Raw genomic sequence first — 18814 nt, 5'->3', positions numbered from 1 at the left:
GCACTCGCAAGACGATATCGAAGCCTGTTTCGGCAGGCAGAAGAAATATCAAAGTCTTGAAGAGTGACCAAAGCAGTACACATTTGAACTTCGGTTCGAATGCATATTTGCAGAAAGTAATCTTTGAGCATCGCTATGTTAACTCATAGCAAATCAAACAAATCTTAAATTGAAGAGTTTGATCATGGCTCAGATTGAACGCTGGCGGCAGGCCTAACACATGCAAGTCGAGCGGCAGCGGGAAGTAGTTTACTACTTTGCCGGCGAGCGGCGGACGGGTGAGTAATGTCTGGGAAACTGCCTGATGGAGGGGGATAACTACTGGAAACGGTAGCTAATACCGCATAACGTCTACGGACCAAAGTGGGGGACTTTCGGGCCTCACGCCATCGGATGTGCCCAGATGGGATTAGCTAGTAGGTGGGGTAATGGCTCACCTAGGCGACGATCCCTAGCTGGTCTGAGAGGATGACCAGCCACACTGGAACTGAGACACGGTCCAGACTCCTACGGGAGGCAGCAGTGGGGAATATTGCACAATGGGCGCAAGCCTGATGCAGCCATGCCGCGTGTGTGAAGAAGGCCTTCGGGTTGTAAAGCACTTTCAGCGAGGAGGAAGGCATAAAGGTTAATAACCTTTGTGATTGACGTTACTCGCAGAAGAAGCACCGGCTAACTCCGTGCCAGCAGCCGCGGTAATACGGAGGGTGCAAGCGTTAATCGGAATTACTGGGCGTAAAGCGCACGCAGGCGGTTTGTTAAGTCAGATGTGAAATCCCCGCGCTTAACGTGGGAACTGCATTTGAAACTGGCAAGCTAGAGTCTTGTAGAGGGGGGTAGAATTCCAGGTGTAGCGGTGAAATGCGTAGAGATCTGGAGGAATACCGGTGGCGAAGGCGGCCCCCTGGACAAAGACTGACGCTCAGGTGCGAAAGCGTGGGGAGCAAACAGGATTAGATACCCTGGTAGTCCACGCTGTAAACGATGTCGACTTGGAGGTTGTGCCCTTGAGGCGTGGCTTCCGGAGCTAACGCGTTAAGTCGACCGCCTGGGGAGTACGGCCGCAAGGTTAAAACTCAAATGAATTGACGGGGGCCCGCACAAGCGGTGGAGCATGTGGTTTAATTCGATGCAACGCGAAGAACCTTACCTACTCTTGACATCCACAGAATTTAGCAGAGATGCTTTAGTGCCTTCGGGAACTGTGAGACAGGTGCTGCATGGCTGTCGTCAGCTCGTGTTGTGAAATGTTGGGTTAAGTCCCGCAACGAGCGCAACCCTTATCCTTTGTTGCCAGCACGTTATGGTGGGAACTCAAAGGAGACTGCCGGTGATAAACCGGAGGAAGGTGGGGATGACGTCAAGTCATCATGGCCCTTACGAGTAGGGCTACACACGTGCTACAATGGCAGATACAAAGTGAAGCGAACTCGCGAGAGCAAGCGGACCACATAAAGTCTGTCGTAGTCCGGATTGGAGTCTGCAACTCGACTCCATGAAGTCGGAATCGCTAGTAATCGTAGATCAGAATGCTACGGTGAATACGTTCCCGGGCCTTGTACACACCGCCCGTCACACCATGGGAGTGGGTTGCAAAAGAAGTAGGTAGCTTAACCTTCGGGAGGGCGCTTACCACTTTGTGATTCATGACTGGGGTGAAGTCGTAACAAGGTAACCGTAGGGGAACCTGCGGTTGGATCACCTCCTTACCTAACGATACGCATTGCGTAGTGTCCACACAGATTGTCTGATGAATGTAAACGAGCAAGAGCACCTGTTGATGTTGTGAGTTTCGACTCATGCTGACGCGAAACGGTTAGATTTCGGTTTAATCGGAACTTCGTGTCCCCATCGTCTAGAGGCCTAGGACACTGCCCTTTCACGGCTGTAACAGGGGTTCGAATCCCCTTGGGGACGCCAATCCGATAATGTGTGAAAGACATTATCAACTGAATATCTTAAAGATGACTTTAACAAGTCGTGTTTAAGATATTGCTCTTTAACAATCTGGAACAAGCTGAAAATTGAAACAATACAGCTGAAACTTATCTCTCCGTAGAGGTACTGAGATAAGGATTAACCTGTATTAGAGTCTCTCAAATAATTACAACGCAAGTTGTCTGTAAAGACACCTTCGGGTTGTGAGGTTAAGCGACTAAGCGTACACGGTGGATGCCTAGGCAGTCAGAGGCGATGAAGGGCGTGCTAATCTGCGATAAGCGTCGGTAAGGTGATATGAACCGTTACAACCGACGATACCCGAATGGGGAAACCCAGTGCAATTCGTTGCACTATTGCATGGTGAATACATAGCCATGCAAGGCGAACCGGGGGAACTGAAACATCTAAGTACCCCGAGGAAAAGAAATCAACCGAGATTCCCCCAGTAGCGGCGAGCGAACGGGGAGGAGCCCAGAGTCTGAATCAGTTTGTGTGTTAGTGGAAGCGTCTGGAAAGTCGCAGGGTACAGGGTGATACTCCCGTACACAAAAACACACTTGCTGTGAACTCGATGAGTAGGGCGGGACACGTGACATCCTGTCTGAATATGGGGGGACCATCCTCCAAGGCTAAATACTCCTGACTGACCGATAGTGAACCAGTACCGTGAGGGAAAGGCGAAAAGAACCCCGGCGAGGGGAGTGAAATAGAACCTGAAACCGTGTACGTACAAGCAGTGGGAGCACCTTCGTGGTGTGACTGCGTACCTTTTGTATAATGGGTCAGCGACTTATATTTTGTAGCAAGGTTAACCGAATAGGGGAGCCGTAGGGAAACCGAGTCTTAACTGGGCGTCTAGTTGCAAGGTATAGACCCGAAACCCGGTGATCTAGCCATGGGCAGGTTGAAGGTTGGGTAACACTAACTGGAGGACCGAACCGACTAATGTTGAAAAATTAGCGGATGACTTGTGGCTGGGGGTGAAAGGCCAATCAAACCGGGAGATAGCTGGTTCTCCCCGAAAGCTATTTAGGTAGCGCCTCGTGAACTCATCTTCGGGGGTAGAGCACTGTTTCGGCTAGGGGGCCACCCCGGCTTACCAAACCGATGCAAACTCCGAATACCGAAGAATGTTATCACGGGAGACACACGGCGGGTGCTAACGTCCGTCGTGAAGAGGGAAACAACCCAGACCGCCAGCTAAGGTCCCAAAGTCATGGTTAAGTGGGAAACGATGTGGGAAGGCATAGACAGCCAGGATGTTGGCTTAGAAGCAGCCATCATTTAAAGAAAGCGTAATAGCTCACTGGTCGAGTCGGCCTGCGCGGAAGATGTAACGGGGCTAAACCATGCACCGAAGCTGCGGCAGCGACACTTAGGTGTTGTTGGGTAGGGGAGCGTTCTGTAAGCCGTTGAAGGTGATCTGTGAGGGTTGCTGGAGGTATCAGAAGTGCGAATGCTGACATAAGTAACGATAATGCGGGTGAAAAACCCGCACGCCGGAAGACCAAGGGTTCCTGTCCAACGTTAATCGGGGCAGGGTGAGTCGACCCCTAAGGCGAGGCTGAAAAGCGTAGTCGATGGGAAACAGGTTAATATTCCTGTACTTGGTGTTACTGCGAAGGGGGGACGGAGAAGGCTAGGCTAGCCGGGCGACGGTTGTCCCGGTTTAAGCATGTAGGCGGAGTGACTTGGTAAATCCGGTTACTTATCAACGCTGAGGTGTGATGACGAGCCACTACGGTGGTGAAGTAGTTGATGCCAAGCTTCCAGGAAAAGCCTCTAAGCATCAGGTAACATTAAATCGTACCCCAAACCGACACAGGTGGTCAGGTAGAGAATACTCAGGCGCTTGAGAGAACTCGGGTGAAGGAACTAGGCAAAATGGTGCCGTAACTTCGGGAGAAGGCACGCTGGCATTAGGTAAAGAGACTTGCTCTCGGCGCCGAAGCCAGTCGCAGATACCAGCTGGCTGCAACTGTTTAATAAAAACACAGCACTGTGCAAACACGAAAGTGGACGTATACGGTGTGACGCCTGCCCGGTGCTGGAAGGTTAATTGATGGGGTCAGCCGCAAGGCGAAGCTCTTGATCGAAGCCCCAGTAAACGGCGGCCGTAACTATAACGGTCCTAAGGTAGCGAAATTCCTTGTCGGGTAAGTTCCGACCTGCACGAATGGCGTAATGATGGCCAGGCTGTCTCCACCCGAGACTCAGTGAAATTGAACTCGCTGTGAAGATGCAGTGTACCCGCGGCAAGACGGAAAGACCCCGTGAACCTTTACTATAGCTTGACACTGAACATTGAGCCTTGATGTGTAGGATAGGTGGGAGGCAACGAAGTGTGGACGCCAGTCTGCATGGAGCCAACCTTGAAATACCACCCTTTAATGTTTGATGTTCTAACTCGGCCCCGTAATCCGGGGTGAGGACAGTGTCTGGTGGGTAGTTTGACTGGGGCGGTCTCCTCCCAAAGAGTAACGGAGGAGCACGAAGGTTAGCTAATCACGGTCGGACATCGTGAGGTTAGTGCAAAGGCATAAGCTAGCTTGACTGCGAGAGTGACGGCTCGAGCAGGTACGAAAGTAGGTCTTAGTGATCCGGTGGTTCTGAATGGAAGGGCCATCGCTCAACGGATAAAAGGTACTCCGGGGATAACAGGCTGATACCGCCCAAGAGTTCATATCGACGGCGGTGTTTGGCACCTCGATGTCGGCTCATCACATCCTGGGGCTGAAGTAGGTCCCAAGGGTATGGCTGTTCGCCATTTAAAGTGGTACGCGAGCTGGGTTTAGAACGTCGTGAGACAGTTCGGTCCCTATCTGCCGTGGGCGTTGGAAGATTGAGAGGGGCTGCTCCTAGTACGAGAGGACCGGAGTGGACGAATCACTGGTGTTCGGGTTGTCATGCCAATGGCATTGCCCGGTAGCTAAATTCGGAAGAGATAACCGCTGAAAGCATCTAAGCGGGAAACTTGCCTCGAGATGAGTCTTCCCTGGGGCTTTAAGCCCCCTGAAGGAACGTTAAAGACTATGACGTTGATAGGCTGGGTGTGTAAGTGCAGCGATGCATTGAGCTAACCAGTACTAATGATCCGTGAGGCTTAACCTTACAACACCGAAGGTGTTTTGGATTTGAGAGAGTGAGATTGATTTTCAGCGAAGTTCCGAGATTGGATTGGCTGGCTGTGCGGGAAACTGTGTAGCGGGTTAATTAAAACAGAATTTGCATGGCGGCCATAGCGCGGTGGGACCACCTGAACCCATGCCGAACTCAGAAGTGAAACGCCGTAGCGCCGATGGTAGTGTGGGGTCTCCCCATGCGAGAGTAGGACACTGCCAGGCATCAAATCAAGCCAAGACCCCATGCCAAAAGCGTGGGGTTTTTGCTATGTGTGAAATAAGAGTTTGGCGTGAATTTTTGTGCATGAAAAGCCAAATAAAAGAGAAGGCTACCCTGGCGGGTGGCCTTTTTTGTTTTATGGTTCTGATGGGTTTATTTGAAGCCAGCTACAAATGAAATCTGCAATTTGTTCAGGTTGATTAATATCTAATTGTTTCACAGTGATATCTATCAGTGCATCGCTTGCTAAAGCAATAACATATTTATCAATCAAATCTACGTAAGGTTTTCCTACCGCTTCTCTATAGAGGGCAATTTTATTGATTGGCTCATGTTTAAAACCTTCAACCAATATTAGATCGATAGTTGCAGCATCCAGCCTGCTGGCAAGATAGTGCAAATCTAATGGTTTTTGCTCAGGAGTTTCTGTCATTAACGCCCAACGGCAATCACTAGCAACCAGGGTCTGATATGCACCTGCCTTGCGCAACTCATAACTATCCTTACCTGGCGTATCAATTTCCATATTGTGATGTGTATGTTTGATCAGGCCAACCCGGATTTGTCGTTGTTGTAATAAAGGAATTAGGCTTTTGAGTAATGTTGTTTTTCCTGTACCACTGTATGCGGCAATACCTAACAGTGGTGGTGTTTTGCGGCTCATAATCCCCCTCTTTTACTCTGTTCCCATAAGTCACAGTCTGCGGGAGTATTTAGGTTGCTAAATTGATCTTTTTGCCCACGGAAAATTATAGGTTGAGCATTAATACTATCCATAAATATCATGAGCTTGCGATCACCTTTTGCCAAATACTCAGCCAGAAGTGGTTTCAGGCTAACATGCATTAGCGCTAATGTCGGGTGTGCTCGCTCGCCATCGTGAACATAAGCCGCCAATGCTTGCTGTTTTCCTTGCCAAAGTTGAGACGCTAAATTGCTTGGAAGCACTGGAACGTCGCAAGGGGCAAACAAAACCCATTCAGTAGCTGAATAGCTCAACCCTGCATGCATACCCGCCAATGGCCCGACAAAGCCTGTAATGATATCGCTAACGACGGGTACTCCACTAGCTTGATACAACTCTTGATTACGATTAGCATTAATAAGGAGATGGTTAACCTGAGGTTTTAATCTATCTATGATATATTGAAACAACGGTTTATCGTGAAGAACAGTAAGTCCTTTATCATTGCCTCCCATTCGAGAAGAACGACCTCCCGCAAGTATAACGCCTGTAATATTGGGCTGCATTTCTATCACTCCGTTGCATTCAACTGACAGACGAATTGTATCTTTAAATAGCAGGATTGGTCAGGATTTACTTTTATTGACAATAGGCTCTCTTTCCCTGTGTGAATATCCCTGCTACTTTGTCAGCATATTTTTAAATAGGATAAATTTGCTATGAAATGTCATCGCGTTAATGAACTGATTGAGCTTTTACATCCAGCCTGGCAGCAAGAACCTGATTTAAATCTGGTACAGTTTTTACAAAAGCTGTCAGACGAGGCTGGTTTTGAAGGTAAATTCTCAGATCTCACGGACGATATTCTTATTTATCATCTAAAAATGCGAGGTTCAGCATCAACTGAAGTGATTCCTGGTCTGAAAAAAGATTACGAAGAAGACTTTAAAACTGCCATATTGCGTGCCCGTGGCATTATTAAAGATTAGTCATACTCCTTGTCTGCGTAGATAGGGGCTTTGGTGATACTATTTCTTATTCTCAGCGAGCCGCTGTCACTTATATAGACTGAATGTTGTTATGAACAGCTCTGCTTTTAATTTTCAGACATTGTCTCCTGACCTGATTATGGATGCCCTCGAAAGTGTGGGGTTACGAGTAGATTCAGGGTTAACTGCGCTCAATAGTTACGAGAATCGCGTTTATCAGTTTATGGACGAAGATCGTAAGCGGTACGTGGTGAAGTTCTATCGTCCTGAGCGCTGGAGCAGCGAGCAAATCCGGGAGGAACATCAGTTCTCGCTTGATTTGGCAGAGTCTGAAATCCCAGTGATTGCCCCATTGCAGCTCGATGGGCATACCTTGCATACTCATGGTGGCTTTTTCTTTACTGTTTTTCCGAGCGTTGGTGGGCGTCAGTATGAAATTGATAACCTTGATCAATTAGAGTGGGTTGGGCGTTATCTAGGCCGAATTCACCAGGTGGGCAGTGACACTCTGTTTGTCGCTCGCTCAACGATAGGGATTGAGGAGTATCTGACAGAACCACGCCAATTGCTGGCCAGCAGTGAATTGGTGCCAGCAAAACAGCGGGATAAATTTCTGGCAACAACTGACCTGCTGATTAGTACCATTAAGCAGTATTGGCATACAGATTGGCAATCATTGCGGTTACATGGTGATTGCCATCCAGGCAATATTTTGTGGCGCGATGGGCCGATGTTTGTCGATTTGGATGATGCTCGAAATGGCCCGGCGGTTCAGGATCTTTGGATGTTGTTACACGGCGAGCGCCGTGAGCAACTTATCCAGTTAGATATCCTGTTAGAAGCTTATGGTGAGTTTGCTGATTTTGATCAGCGAGAACTTGCACTCATTGAACCGTTACGCGCGATGCGGATGGTTTATTACCTTGCATGGGTCGCCAGACGTTGGCAGGACCCGGCATTTCCTAAAAGTTTTCCGTGGATGGCAGAGTCTGATTTTTGGTTACAGCAGACTGCATCATTTACAGAACAGGTTAAGCTGTTGCAGGCACCCCCGTTGCAGCTGATGCCAATGTATTAAAGCTAAGATAATGGAGATTGTTATAGTATGAAAAATGTATGGTTAGCACTCGTTGGCATGGTGATGGCATTCAGTGCATCGGCTGCACAATTTACTGATGGTACCCAGTACCAGACGTTGAACAAACCGGTAACCGGTGAGCCTCAAGTTTTAGAGTTCTTCTCTTTCTATTGCCCACACTGCTACCAGTTTGAAGAGATTTATCATGTTCCTCAGGCGGTAAAGAAAGCACTGCCAGAAGGGACTAAAATGACCCGCTACCATGTTGAGTTCCTTGGCCCATTGGGCAAGCAACTAACACAAGCATGGGCTGTTGCTATGGCATTAGGTGTTGAAGAGAAAATCACTCCACTGATGTTTGAAGGTGTACAGAAAACGCAAACTGTACAAACCCCTGATGATATCCGTAACGTCTTTATCAAAGCGGGTGTGAGTGGTGAAGACTATGATGCAGCATTAAACAGTTTTGTCGTTAAATCTCTGGTTGTTCAGCAGCAAAAAGCAGCTGAAGACTTAGCACTACGTGGTGTACCAGCCATGTTTGTTAATGGCAAATATATGATTAAAAATGATGGCATGGATACCAGCTCAATGGATACCTATGTTAAACAGTATGCAGATGTCGTTAAGTTCCTGCTGACTCAGAAATAATAGTATAAAAAGAGGGGCTGGATTTTATTAGCCCCTCTTTCTGTTATCGAATATGCAGACATTTCAAATTTGTTTCTATCCCACTATAAAAACATCACTTTACCTAATGTGATAACCACTCGACCGAGTACCGAGCTTATTAATCTTAATGTTGCTTTTAATTGATTTATCTATTTCAGTGATAGGTTGTCGCCAATATTTAAGGTGAAAAAAGATAAAAATAAGTTTGCGAGAAGGAATAAAAAATCTGCACCAATAAATTTACGATAAGTAAAATTAACGGACCTTGTGATGGCAACTGAATAAGTAATATCCACAATTCAGATAACGAAATAATGACAATGGAATAATAAATAAATAACTATAACTATATGATTATTAAGATGTAAAATATTACCCTATAAAAAAAAAGCCAAAAGATATAATCTGCGCATGTTTTTACTCACAAAGTTATCCACAAGCTGGATCTTTAAGATCACAATGTAAAAATGCTCTCTTCCGCACAACAATTGACGCTAAAATTCGTCTCTTGCTGCTAGCTATGGCATTCTTAGCGTCAGACCTCGATGAATAAAGATGAAGAAACTCTATGGCCCAGATTGCAGAAAACCCATTAATCCTCGTAGACGGTTCCTCTTACCTCTATCGTGCTTACCATGCTTTTCCGCCGCTAACCAACAGCAAGGGTGAGCCAACGGGGGCGATGTATGGCGTGTTGAACATGTTGCGCAGTCTGCTGCTGCAATATCGACCAAGCCATGTCGCCGTAGTTTTTGATGCTAAAGGTAAAACATTTCGTGACGAGCTTTTCGCGGAATATAAGTCTCACCGCCCACCTATGCCCGATGATTTGCGGGCTCAAATTGAGCCGCTTCACCAAATGGTTAAGGCTATGGGGCTGCCTTTATTGGTTGTTTCCGGTGTTGAGGCTGACGATGTTATTGGTACTTTGGCACAAGAGGCTGAAAAAGCTGGTCATGCCGTATTAATTAGTACCGGTGATAAAGATATGGCGCAATTAGTTACGCCAAATATCACTCTTATCAATACAATGAATAACGCTATTTTAGGGCCACAGGAAGTGTGCGAAAAATATGGCGTTCCCCCTGAACTGATTATTGATTTTCTCGCTCTGATGGGTGACTCCTCCGATAATATTCCGGGAGTTCCGGGTGTTGGTGAGAAAACGGCACAGGCTTTATTGCAAGGTCTGGGGGGGCTGGACTCGCTATTTAGTCATTTGGATAAGATACCCACGCTGACATTCCGTGGTGCAAAAACGATGTCGGCCAAATTAGAGCAGAATAAAGATGTTGCCTATCTCTCTTATAAATTAGCCACGATCAAAACGGATGTTGAACTGGATATAACTTGTGATGAGTTGAACGTCTCAGCGCCGAATGATGAGCAGTTATATCAATTATTCAGTCGTTATGAGTTTAAGCGCTGGCTCGCAGATGTAGAGGCTGGCAAATGGCTGGATGGTAAAAAAGATAGGCCAACAGCGCAGGTAAGCAATAAAGCTTTTGCAGCACCAGAGTCTGCACCTGTGGCTGAAGTGACTGCCGTGCTCTCACAAGAAAATTATCAGACTATCTTGGATGAAAAATCTTTAAGCGACTGGATTGAGCGGCTTAAAAAGGCAGAGGTTTTTGCTTTTGATACTGAAACTGACGGCCTTGATACCCTCAGCAGTAATTTAATTGGCCTCTCATTTGCAGTGGCCCCGGGTGAAGCAGCTTACCTGCCATTAGCGCATGATTATTTGGATGCCCCTGTTCAGCTTGATAGGGATTGGGTTCTGGCCCAGCTTAAACCCTTGCTGGAAGATGATAAGGCACTGAAAGTTGGTCAGAATCTTAAGTTTGACCAAAGCATGCTGGCACGTTATGGCATTGATCTGCGTGGTATTGCTTTTGACACCATGCTGGAATCTTATGTTTTAGACAGTGTTGCCGGCAGACATGATATGGATAGCCTGGCTGAGCGCTATCTCAACCATAAGACCATTACTTTTGAAGAGATCGCCGGTAAAGGTAAAAACCAACTTACCTTCAACCAAATTGCGTTAGAGCAAGCTGGGCCTTATGCGGCAGAAGATGCAGACGTTACCCTACAGTTGCACTTGGTGTTGTGGCCGAAGTTACAGCAAAGTGAAGGACTCAAACGGGTATTCCAAGAAATTGAGATGCCGCTGCTGCCGATTTTATCCCGTATCGAGCGGACTGGCGTATTGATTGACCAGAATATATTGGCGGCGCATTCCAAAGAACTGACTATTCGTCTTGATGAGTTAGAAAAACAAGCGCACGAATTGGCTGAAGAGCCATTTAATCTCGCCTCGCCAAAGCAGTTACAGGTTATTTTGTATGAAAAACAAAAACTGCCGATCTTGAAGAAAACCCCTGGCGGCGCGGCTTCAACTAACGAAGAGGTACTGGCCGAGTTGGCGCTGGATTATCCTCTGCCGAAGGTTATTCTTGAGTATCGGGGCTTGGCGAAGCTGAAAAGTACCTATACCGATAAACTGCCGTTGATGATTAATCCGGTTTCCGGGCGAGTTCATACCTCTTATCATCAGGCTGTAACTGCGACCGGGCGTTTATCTTCCCGTGATCCTAACTTGCAAAATATTCCGGTGCGAAATGAAGAGGGGCGTCGTATACGTCAGGCCTTCATTGCGCCAGAAGGTTACCGCATCATGGCGGCTGACTACTCCCAGATTGAGCTGCGTATCATGGCTCATTTGTCGCAGGATAAAGGGTTATTGGCAGCATTTGCTGCTGGCAAGGATATCCACCGCGCGACTGCGGCTGAAGTCTTTGGTTTATCACTGGAAAAAGTCACAAACGAGCAGCGCCGCAGTGCTAAAGCTATTAACTTTGGTTTGATTTATGGCATGAGTGCATTTGGTTTGGCGCGGCAACTGAATATTCCTCGTGGGGAAGCTCAGCGCTATATGGATCTCTATTTTGAGCGCTATCCAGGTGTGTTGGAATATATGGAGCGCACCCGCAAACAAGCCGCCGAACAAGGTTATGTCACGACTCTGGATGGTCGTCGCCTCTATTTACCTGATATTCAATCACGTAATGCAACTCGTCGCAAAGCAGCTGAACGTGAGGCTATCAATGCGCCGATGCAAGGGACCGCAGCTGATATTATTAAGCGTGCGATGATTGCAGTGGATACCTGGTTACAGCAAGAACCAGAGCCTTTGGTGCGGGTCATCATGCAAGTACACGATGAATTAGTCTTTGAAGTGCATGAGAGTGTAGTGGAAAGCGCCGAACACAAAATTCGCGAACTGATGGAACAAAGCATGCAGCTAGCCGTGCCATTAAAAGTTGATGTCGGTGTCGGCTATAACTGGGATCAAGCTCATTAGTTGTATGGGTAAGTGGTGATAAATAAAGCATTTTATGTAACTAAGTTACATTTAGACGCGATAATGCGGGAATGATGTGCGCTGAATCGTGACAATTCGTGTAACTATACAACAAAAAATTCTTTTGCCCTGCGAAAAAATGATGTAGAGTTACAGACGTAGGGTACAGAGGTAAGATGTTCTATCTTTCAGACCTTTTACTTCACGTAATCGGATTTGGCTGTATATTAGCCGCCCCAGTCATTTATTGACTGGGGCGTTTTTTATTGGGTCTTTGTTAGAAAATAGGCCAGAAAATGGGCGAAATATTGACTGATAGAAGGCATCGTGAGGGGATTTATCACAAAAACTGGTGTAAAGGTTCTAGTGCCGGGCGATATGACAGTCATTCCTGAAATAACAGCCCTTGCGGGCTGCAAATGGCAACGGATTATTCGCCTTCTTCGTCGTCATACTCGTCGATCATGACTTCCGGCGGAATTTCGCTGAACCAGGTATCCAGCTTTTCACGCAATTTATCGACACCAATCTTTTTCAATGATGAGAAAGCTTCAACCTGAATATCACCCATAAATGGAATGATAGCTTCCCGCACCATGTTCAGTTGGGCTTTGCGAGCGCCAGATGCCAGCTTATCTGCTTTGGTTAGCAGCAGCATAACCGGGGTACCAACGGCGACTGCCCAGGTAATCATTTGCTGGTCCAAATCTTTCAGCGGATGACGAATATCCATCAACACAACCAACCCTTTCAGGCAGTTACGTTTCTGTAAATACTCTCCTAATGCGCGTTGCCACTTGAGCTTCATCTCTTCCGGGACTTCGGCATAGCCATAGCCAGGTAAGTCGACCAGACGCACACCCTCAACCACCTCAAATAAGTTAATCAGCTGAGTACGGCCCGGTGTTTTACTCGTTCTGGCCAGGCTTTTCTGACCCGTTAATGTATTGAGAGCACTCGATTTACCTGCATTTGAGCGGCCAGCAAATGCCACTTCAATACCTTCATCGCGTGGCAGATGACGAATATCCGGAGCACTGATGACGAAGTGAGTCATGTGATAGTTAAAATTTCTGATAGTCAAAATTTGTCGTCTCCGTGAGAGATAGCTTACATGCAGCGATTATAACTGCATCGGGCCGAAAAAAGGGGGTTTATCTTTTGTCCTCTTTCTACCTGAAGTTGTAGAGGGTTCGCGGCGTACTCTCTGTCTGTTTTTTTTCGTGAAATTGCAATTTTTGTGAGTTGGCGGTCATTGTTGGAAAAACTAATCGCTTATCATTGAATGATTGTTAAGAAAAACTTTATAAAACTTCGACTACGCTGATCCGCGGTTAATTTGTTTTTATGATTATTTTTTCAATAAAAACAAATGACTATTTTTTGTAAGTCATGGTTTTAACAGTGCGGGATGTACTGGCAAGGAGCATAATCACTTAGGAAGAGTGGTATATGCTTAAGGAATGTAATGGATATACTGTGAGCCAGGGATGATACAGGGAGCTTATATAAAAGGATGTTTATGGACACAGGCCGGAGTGCTGGGTGAGTCGCCTTCAGGGTTGGGGGGATGGTAAGGATAGCGAATTGCAGTAGGGAGAAACCGGGAAGTTATATCAGTGTAGGGAATGCACGGTAAGGATATCCTTCCGCAGAAGGTGCGAAAAAAGGCGACAGGTTAATCTGCCGCCTTTTTTCTTTCTCTTCTTTCTGCTAGATTCCGGCCCAATCCTATACTCAATAAATTTCAAGATGCAGGAACGCGTCAAGTAAGAGCATCTGCAACTTGGAAGATGACGGGTATATACTCAATCCGATCCCATACTCATTAAGAGCACAGGTTATGAAGCAACCAAATAAAGCACCACGCGCTGACCGTGCGGCCCCGAAAGGCACCGCAACGCCAAAGCGTCATAAAAAAACCCGTGTAGAGCTTGATATTGAAGCCCGCGAGCGCAAACGTCAGAAGAGACACAGTGGCAATCGCTCAGGGGCGAGAACCAATGTTGAGGGTAGCAATAAAACGGGGTCAACTCAGGCTCAAGAGAAAGATCCGCGTATTGGCAGCAAAGTGCCTGTACCTCTGGTGGTCGAGAGCAAGGCAAAAACGAAGCCAACCACTAAGCCAGTGGCCAAAGTTGAAGCTAAGCCACGCCTGACGCCGGAAGAAGAGCTAACCAAGCTGGAAAACGATGAGCGTCTGGATGCATTGCTGGACAGACTCGATAACGACGAAGTATTGAGCAAAGAAGACCAGGCTTATGTTGATCTGACGTTAGACCGTATCGATGCCCTGATGGAGCAATTAGGCATTGAACTGGGTGACGACGAAGATGACGAAGAGCGCGAAGAAAAGCCGGAAGATATCTTAAAATTACTGAAGAGTGGTAATCCAAAAGATACATTTTAACGCATGAAGTGGGTGATCCCGATAATAGCCCTACTACTTACATGTTATCTATTGTGGTTATTGGGTAAACTATGGCGGCTGTCGCAACGAAGAAAGCAGTTGCGCAGCGCTTCTGTGGCTAGACAACGAAAAGATCTGCCCCCTAACCGGCCCGGTAAGCGAAAATATCGGAAGGAATGAACATGTCTGAAAACGCTATAGTTTGGGATCTGTCCCTGATTCAAAAATATAATTATTCAGGGCCGCGCTATACCTCTTACCCCACAGCCCTTGAGTTTAATGAAGAGTACAATGAATCTGCTTTTCAGCAAGCAGTGAAACGTTATCCACAGCGGCCTTTATCGCTGTATGTGCATATTCCGTTTTGCCATAAACTTTGCTACTTCTGTGGTTGTAATAAGCTGGTGACACGCCAACAGCATAAAGCTGATGAATATCTGGCGGTTTTGGAAAAAGAGATCCGCCAGCGGGCTGCGTTATTTGCCGGTCGCCAGGTCAGCCAGATGCATTGGGGCGGCGGCACGCCAACTTATCTAAATAAAACACAAATTACTCATTTGATGAATCTGTTGCGTGAAAACTTTGATTTTCTACCCGGCGCAGAGCAGTCAATTGAAGTTGATCCGCGTGAAATTGAGCTGGATGTGCTCGATCATCTGCGTGCTGAAGGGTTTAATCGCCTGAGCATGGGGGTGCAGGATTTCAATAAAGAGGTTCAACGGCTGGTTAACCGTGAGCAAGATGAAGATTTTATCTTTGCACTGATTGCCCGCGCTAAGGCGCTGGGATTTAACTCAACCAATATTGATTTGATTTATGGTTTGCCAAAACAGACGCCAGAAAGTTTTGCTTTTACCCTAGAGCGGGTAGCAGAACTTAACCCAGATCGCTTGAGTGTATTCAATTACGCCCATTTGCCGAGCCTGTTTGCCGCACAGCGTAAAATTAAAGATGCCGACTTGCCAAGTGCCGAGCAGCGGCTGGATATTTTGCAACATACCATCAGCTTCTTAACGGAATCTGGTTATCAGTTCATTGGTATGGATCACTTTGCCCGACCAGACGATGAGCTAGCGATTGCCCAGCGTGAAGGTAAATTACACCGTAATTTCCAGGGCTATACCACCCAAGGTGAGAGCGATTTACTTGGTTTGGGGGTTTCTGCCATCAGCATGTTAGGTGACAGTTACGCGCAAAATGAAAAAGATTTGAAGACTTACTATGCCGTTGTCGAACAGCGTGGCAATGCCTTATGGCGTGGCCTGACCATGACTGAAGATGATTGTTTACGTCGTGACGTGATTAAGACACTGATTTGTAATTTCCAAATCAGCTATCAGCCGATTGAACAGCATTATGGTATTTGTTTCGCTGATTATTTTGCTGAAGATTTTGAGTTGCTCGCCCCCTTTGAACAAGATGGGCTGGTGGAGCGAGATGATAAAAGTATTCGTGTAACACCGCGTGGGCGTTTACTCATTCGTAATATTTGTATGTGTTTCGATATTTATTTACGCAAACAGGCACGTCGGCAACAGTTTTCCCGAGTGATCTGATAAAGAGGTTGCTGGCAAACCTCTTTTGTTGCATTGAGACTAGCGGGTCGACTGCACCGATGGGCGCTCCGGTCGCTTACGCGACTATGGCCCATTCGGCACATTTCCCCGCTTATCAACTTTGTTAGCGGTCTCTTTCAAACAAAATTTATTCCATTCCCAATTCTTTCAACTTACGGGTTAATGTATTTCGGCCCCAGCCTAACAGGCGCGCCGCTTCCTGTTTATGTCCTTGGGTGTGACGTAATGCGGTGGTTAACAGCGTGCGCTCCATTTCTGGTTGCGCTTCTGACAGTAAGTCCTGATGACCAGACCGTAATGCCCGATCTGCCCATTGCGCCAGTAATGTCGACCAATTATCCGGCATCCGTTGGCCGGAAGCATCTGGTGTGCTGGTTTCAAACAGTTCAGAAGGTAAGTCCTGAACCAGCACTTCTTGCCCAGCAGCCATCACGGTCAACCAACGGCAGGTATTCTCCAGTTGGCGTACGTTTCCTGGCCAAGGCAGACGAGTTAGTGCAACTTCTGTTTCAGGATGCAGGTTTTTGGCTTCGACACCCAACTCTTTCGCGGCTACTTGTAAGAAGTAGCGCGCCAGGCGAGGAATATCTTCACGGCGCTCACGCAGTGGTGGTAAATGCACTCGAATGACATTCAGACGATGGAATAAGTCTTCACGAAATTTCCCTTCCTGAACCCTTAGCTCCAGATTCTGATGGGTGGCAGCAATGATGCGCACATCCACTTTGACCGGCGCATAACCGCCGACCCGATAGAACTGGCCGTCTGCCAATACGCGCAATAGGCGGGTTTGCACATCCAGCGGCATATCACCAATTTCATCTAAAAACAGAGTGCCACCATCGGCTTGTTCAAAGCGGCCTTGGCGTACCTGATTAGCACCGGTAAATGCGCCTTTTTCATGGCCAAACAGTTCAGACTCAATTAAATCTTTTGGAATCGCAGCCATATTCAATGCGATGAAAGGGGCTTTGGCTCGAGGGCTATGGCGATGCAGTGCATGGGCCACTAACTCTTTACCCGTACCTGATTCGCCGTTAATCAGTACGCTAATAGAAGAACGCGACAAACGGCCAATGATGCGAAAAACATCCTGCATCGCAGGTGCTTCGCCGATGATATCCGCTGTTGGGCCACTGGCAGGTTGGGTGCGGGCGGGTTGTTGTTGCTCTTGATAATGGCTGATAGCCCGCTCAACCAGCGCGACCGCTTCATCAATATCAAAAGGTTTGGGCAGATAATCAAATGCCCCTTGTTGGTAGGCGCTAACTGCTGCGTCTAAATCAGAATGTGCTGTCATTATGATGACCGGAAGCATCGGATGGCGCTGCTTAATTTGTTTTAGCAGGGCTAATCCATCCATACCGGGCATACGAATATCGGATAACAACACATCCGGGGTTTGCGTGGCAAGAGCATCCAATACCTGATTTCCGGTATCGAAAGTTGCGCAGTTTAGGCCCGCTCCAGTCAGTGCGCGTTCAAGCACCCAGCGGATGGAGCTATCGTCATCGACGATCCAGACTATCCCTCGTTGCATAGAAACCTCACTGGCGAATAGGCAGGTAAACCGAGAATTCGGTATGTCCCGGCCAACTGTTAAATTCAATTTTACCCGAGTGCTGATCAATAAGACTGCGGGCAATCGACAAGCCAAGGCCAGTCCCTCCCTCACGGCCACTGACCATCGGATAGAACACGGTATCTTGTAATTGCGTGGGTACGCCCGGCCCATCATCTTCAATATCAATTCGCGCGGCCAAGCGGTAGCGCACGCCATGCAGTGTTATCTGAAATGCGGTGCGGGTACGAAGTGTTATCGTGCCGCCAGCTTCACCTAAAGCTTGTAATGCATTGCGGGTGATATTGAGCAGCACTTGTTCAATTTGGTCGGGGTCATGCGCCAGCTCAGGCAAGCTGGGGTCATAGTCGCGGATTAACGTTACGTTATCCGGTTTTTCCAGTGAGACAAGTTGGCAAACCCGTTCAGCAACCTGATGGATGCTTTGTGTTACATGTTGACCAGGCCGCTGTGGGCCTAATAAGCGGTCAACCAAATTACGTAAGCGGTCGGCTTGTTCAATGATGACTTTGGTATATTCCAGCAATGCCGGATCGGGCAGTGCTTTTGACAATAATTGTGCTGCACCCCGTAAGCCACCCAAAGGGTTCTTAATTTCATGAGCCAACCCACGCACCAAATCTCGTGCGGCGATTTGTTGTGCATGCTGTAGTTGTTCTTGGCTTAGCCGACGCTGGTTATCCATCGGTGCCATTTCCAGCAATATGAAACCTTCCGCCAATGATTGTGCAGTGAGCGATAAAATATGTGCCCGGCCATCAACGACCAGTGTGACTTCGTTATCGGTAAAACTTTGTCCAGACGCCAGGCTTTCTCTCATCAGCGCCATATTCAGAGAAAAATAGCCTAATAATTCGGGGAGCGGTGTACCAAAAAGTTTACGAGAGCTTTGCGCCAGAAGTTGCTGGGCCGCGGGATTGGCATAATGAATAGCCAGAGAATCATCTAATAGCAGAATGCTATTAATGAGAGAATTGAGGATCTGCCCAGCATCGGGCAGCGTGCCTGTTGCCATTACGCAGACTCCTGCACATTTTTGGTGCATTAATCCTAGCGGTTCAGCCGCAACTGAGCCAGAGGAATGATGACGAAAACGAAAAGTGGAGAAAAAAGCCCATCCTAAGATGGGCCAAAAGTTTCCACGGCAACAACCCTTCATCTTTCAAGTTGT

11 protein-coding genes, 1 tRNA gene and 3 rRNA genes are annotated in these 18814 nt (G+C 47.3%); 10 read left to right on the top strand and 5 right to left on the bottom strand.

Translation table 11 applies throughout. The annotated features are described in order from the left end of the window. Positions 1-166 precede the first annotated feature (166 nt). The 4 genes from ACF3VQ_RS21215 to rrf all read left to right on the top strand — a co-directional run bounded on the left by ACF3VQ_RS21215 (position 167) and on the right by rrf (position 5285). Positions 167-1709, top strand: a 16S ribosomal RNA gene (locus tag ACF3VQ_RS21215). 135 nt (positions 1710-1844) lie between these two features. Beyond that, positions 1845-1920, top strand: a tRNA-Glu gene (locus ACF3VQ_RS21210). 225 nt (positions 1921-2145) lie between these two features. Continuing rightward, a 23S ribosomal RNA gene (locus tag ACF3VQ_RS21205) occupies positions 2146-5052 on the top strand. Positions 5053-5169: 117 nt separating this feature from the next. Beyond that, a 5S ribosomal RNA gene (gene rrf, locus ACF3VQ_RS21200) occupies positions 5170-5285 on the top strand. The 16S, 23S and 5S rRNA genes sit together here with 1 tRNA gene alongside, the layout of an rRNA operon. 134 nt (positions 5286-5419) lie before the next feature. Here the strand turns inward: rrf and mobB are convergent. Together mobB and mobA are read right to left on the bottom strand one after the other, a co-directional pair. Then, complete coding sequence (mobB, locus tag ACF3VQ_RS21195; protein WP_392432856.1) at positions 5420-5947, bottom strand: molybdopterin-guanine dinucleotide biosynthesis protein MobB; 528 nt, start codon at positions 5945-5947, stop codon at positions 5420-5422. Then, on the bottom strand, positions 5944-6534 hold the full coding sequence (mobA, locus tag ACF3VQ_RS21190) for a molybdenum cofactor guanylyltransferase MobA (RefSeq protein WP_392432855.1): 591 nt from the start codon (positions 6532-6534) through the stop codon (positions 5944-5946). The genes mobB and mobA overlap by 4 nt, the downstream gene beginning before the upstream one ends. A 153-nt stretch (positions 6535-6687) precedes the next feature. On the opposite strand from mobA, the gene ACF3VQ_RS21185 reads away from it, so the two are divergent. From ACF3VQ_RS21185 to polA, 4 genes are all read left to right on the top strand, one after another. Then, complete coding sequence (locus ACF3VQ_RS21185; RefSeq protein WP_392432854.1) at positions 6688-6957, top strand: YihD family protein; 270 nt, start codon at positions 6688-6690, stop codon at positions 6955-6957. Between the two features lie 91 nt (positions 6958-7048). Then, positions 7049-8035: a serine/threonine protein kinase gene (locus ACF3VQ_RS21180; protein ID WP_392432853.1), complete on the top strand. Its 987-nt coding sequence runs from the start codon at positions 7049-7051 to the stop codon at positions 8033-8035. Between the two features lie 27 nt (positions 8036-8062). Continuing rightward, positions 8063-8686 (top strand): thiol:disulfide interchange protein DsbA, encoded by a 624-nt coding sequence (dsbA, locus tag ACF3VQ_RS21175; protein ID WP_392432852.1) that lies wholly within the window; start codon positions 8063-8065, stop codon positions 8684-8686. A 589-nt stretch (positions 8687-9275) separates the two neighbouring features. Further along, positions 9276-12074 carry a DNA polymerase I gene (gene polA, locus ACF3VQ_RS21170; RefSeq protein ID WP_392432851.1) on the top strand — a complete coding sequence of 933 codons (2799 nt, stop codon included), beginning with the start codon at positions 9276-9278 and terminating at the stop codon, positions 12072-12074. A gap of 430 nt (positions 12075-12504) precedes the next feature. On the opposite strand, the gene yihA is transcribed toward polA, so the two are convergent. Next, the gene (yihA, locus tag ACF3VQ_RS21165; RefSeq protein ID WP_005165058.1) at positions 12505-13158 is read right to left on the bottom strand and encodes a ribosome biogenesis GTP-binding protein YihA/YsxC; all 654 of its coding nucleotides are present in this window, start codon (positions 13156-13158) and stop codon (positions 12505-12507) included. A 759-nt stretch (positions 13159-13917) separates the two neighbouring features. On the opposite strand from yihA, the gene yihI reads away from it, so the two are divergent. Together yihI and hemN are read left to right on the top strand one after the other, a co-directional pair. Next, entirely contained in the window at positions 13918-14484 is a 567-nt protein-coding gene (gene yihI / locus ACF3VQ_RS21160; protein WP_392432850.1) for a Der GTPase-activating protein YihI, read from the top strand. Between the two features lie 182 nt (positions 14485-14666). Beyond that, entirely contained in the window at positions 14667-16040 is a 1374-nt protein-coding gene (hemN, locus tag ACF3VQ_RS21155; RefSeq protein WP_392432849.1) for an oxygen-independent coproporphyrinogen III oxidase, read from the top strand. A 148-nt stretch (positions 16041-16188) separates the two neighbouring features. Here the strand turns inward: hemN and glnG are convergent, their stop codons facing one another. Next, positions 16189-17601 (bottom strand): nitrogen regulation protein NR(I), encoded by a 1413-nt coding sequence (gene glnG, locus ACF3VQ_RS21150; protein ID WP_005165052.1) that lies wholly within the window; start codon positions 17599-17601, stop codon positions 16189-16191. Between the two features lie 7 nt (positions 17602-17608). Continuing rightward, a complete protein-coding gene (glnL, locus tag ACF3VQ_RS21145) occupies positions 17609-18658 on the bottom strand; it encodes a nitrogen regulation protein NR(II) (RefSeq protein WP_019080343.1) in 1050 nt (349 codons plus the stop codon). Positions 18659-18814 lie beyond the last annotated feature (156 nt).

It is taken from the genome of Yersinia fenwicki, from assembly GCF_043099325.1.
Lineage (GTDB): Bacteria > Pseudomonadota > Gammaproteobacteria > Enterobacterales > Enterobacteriaceae > Yersinia.
This window is presented reverse-complemented; position numbering and strand designations above follow the sequence as displayed.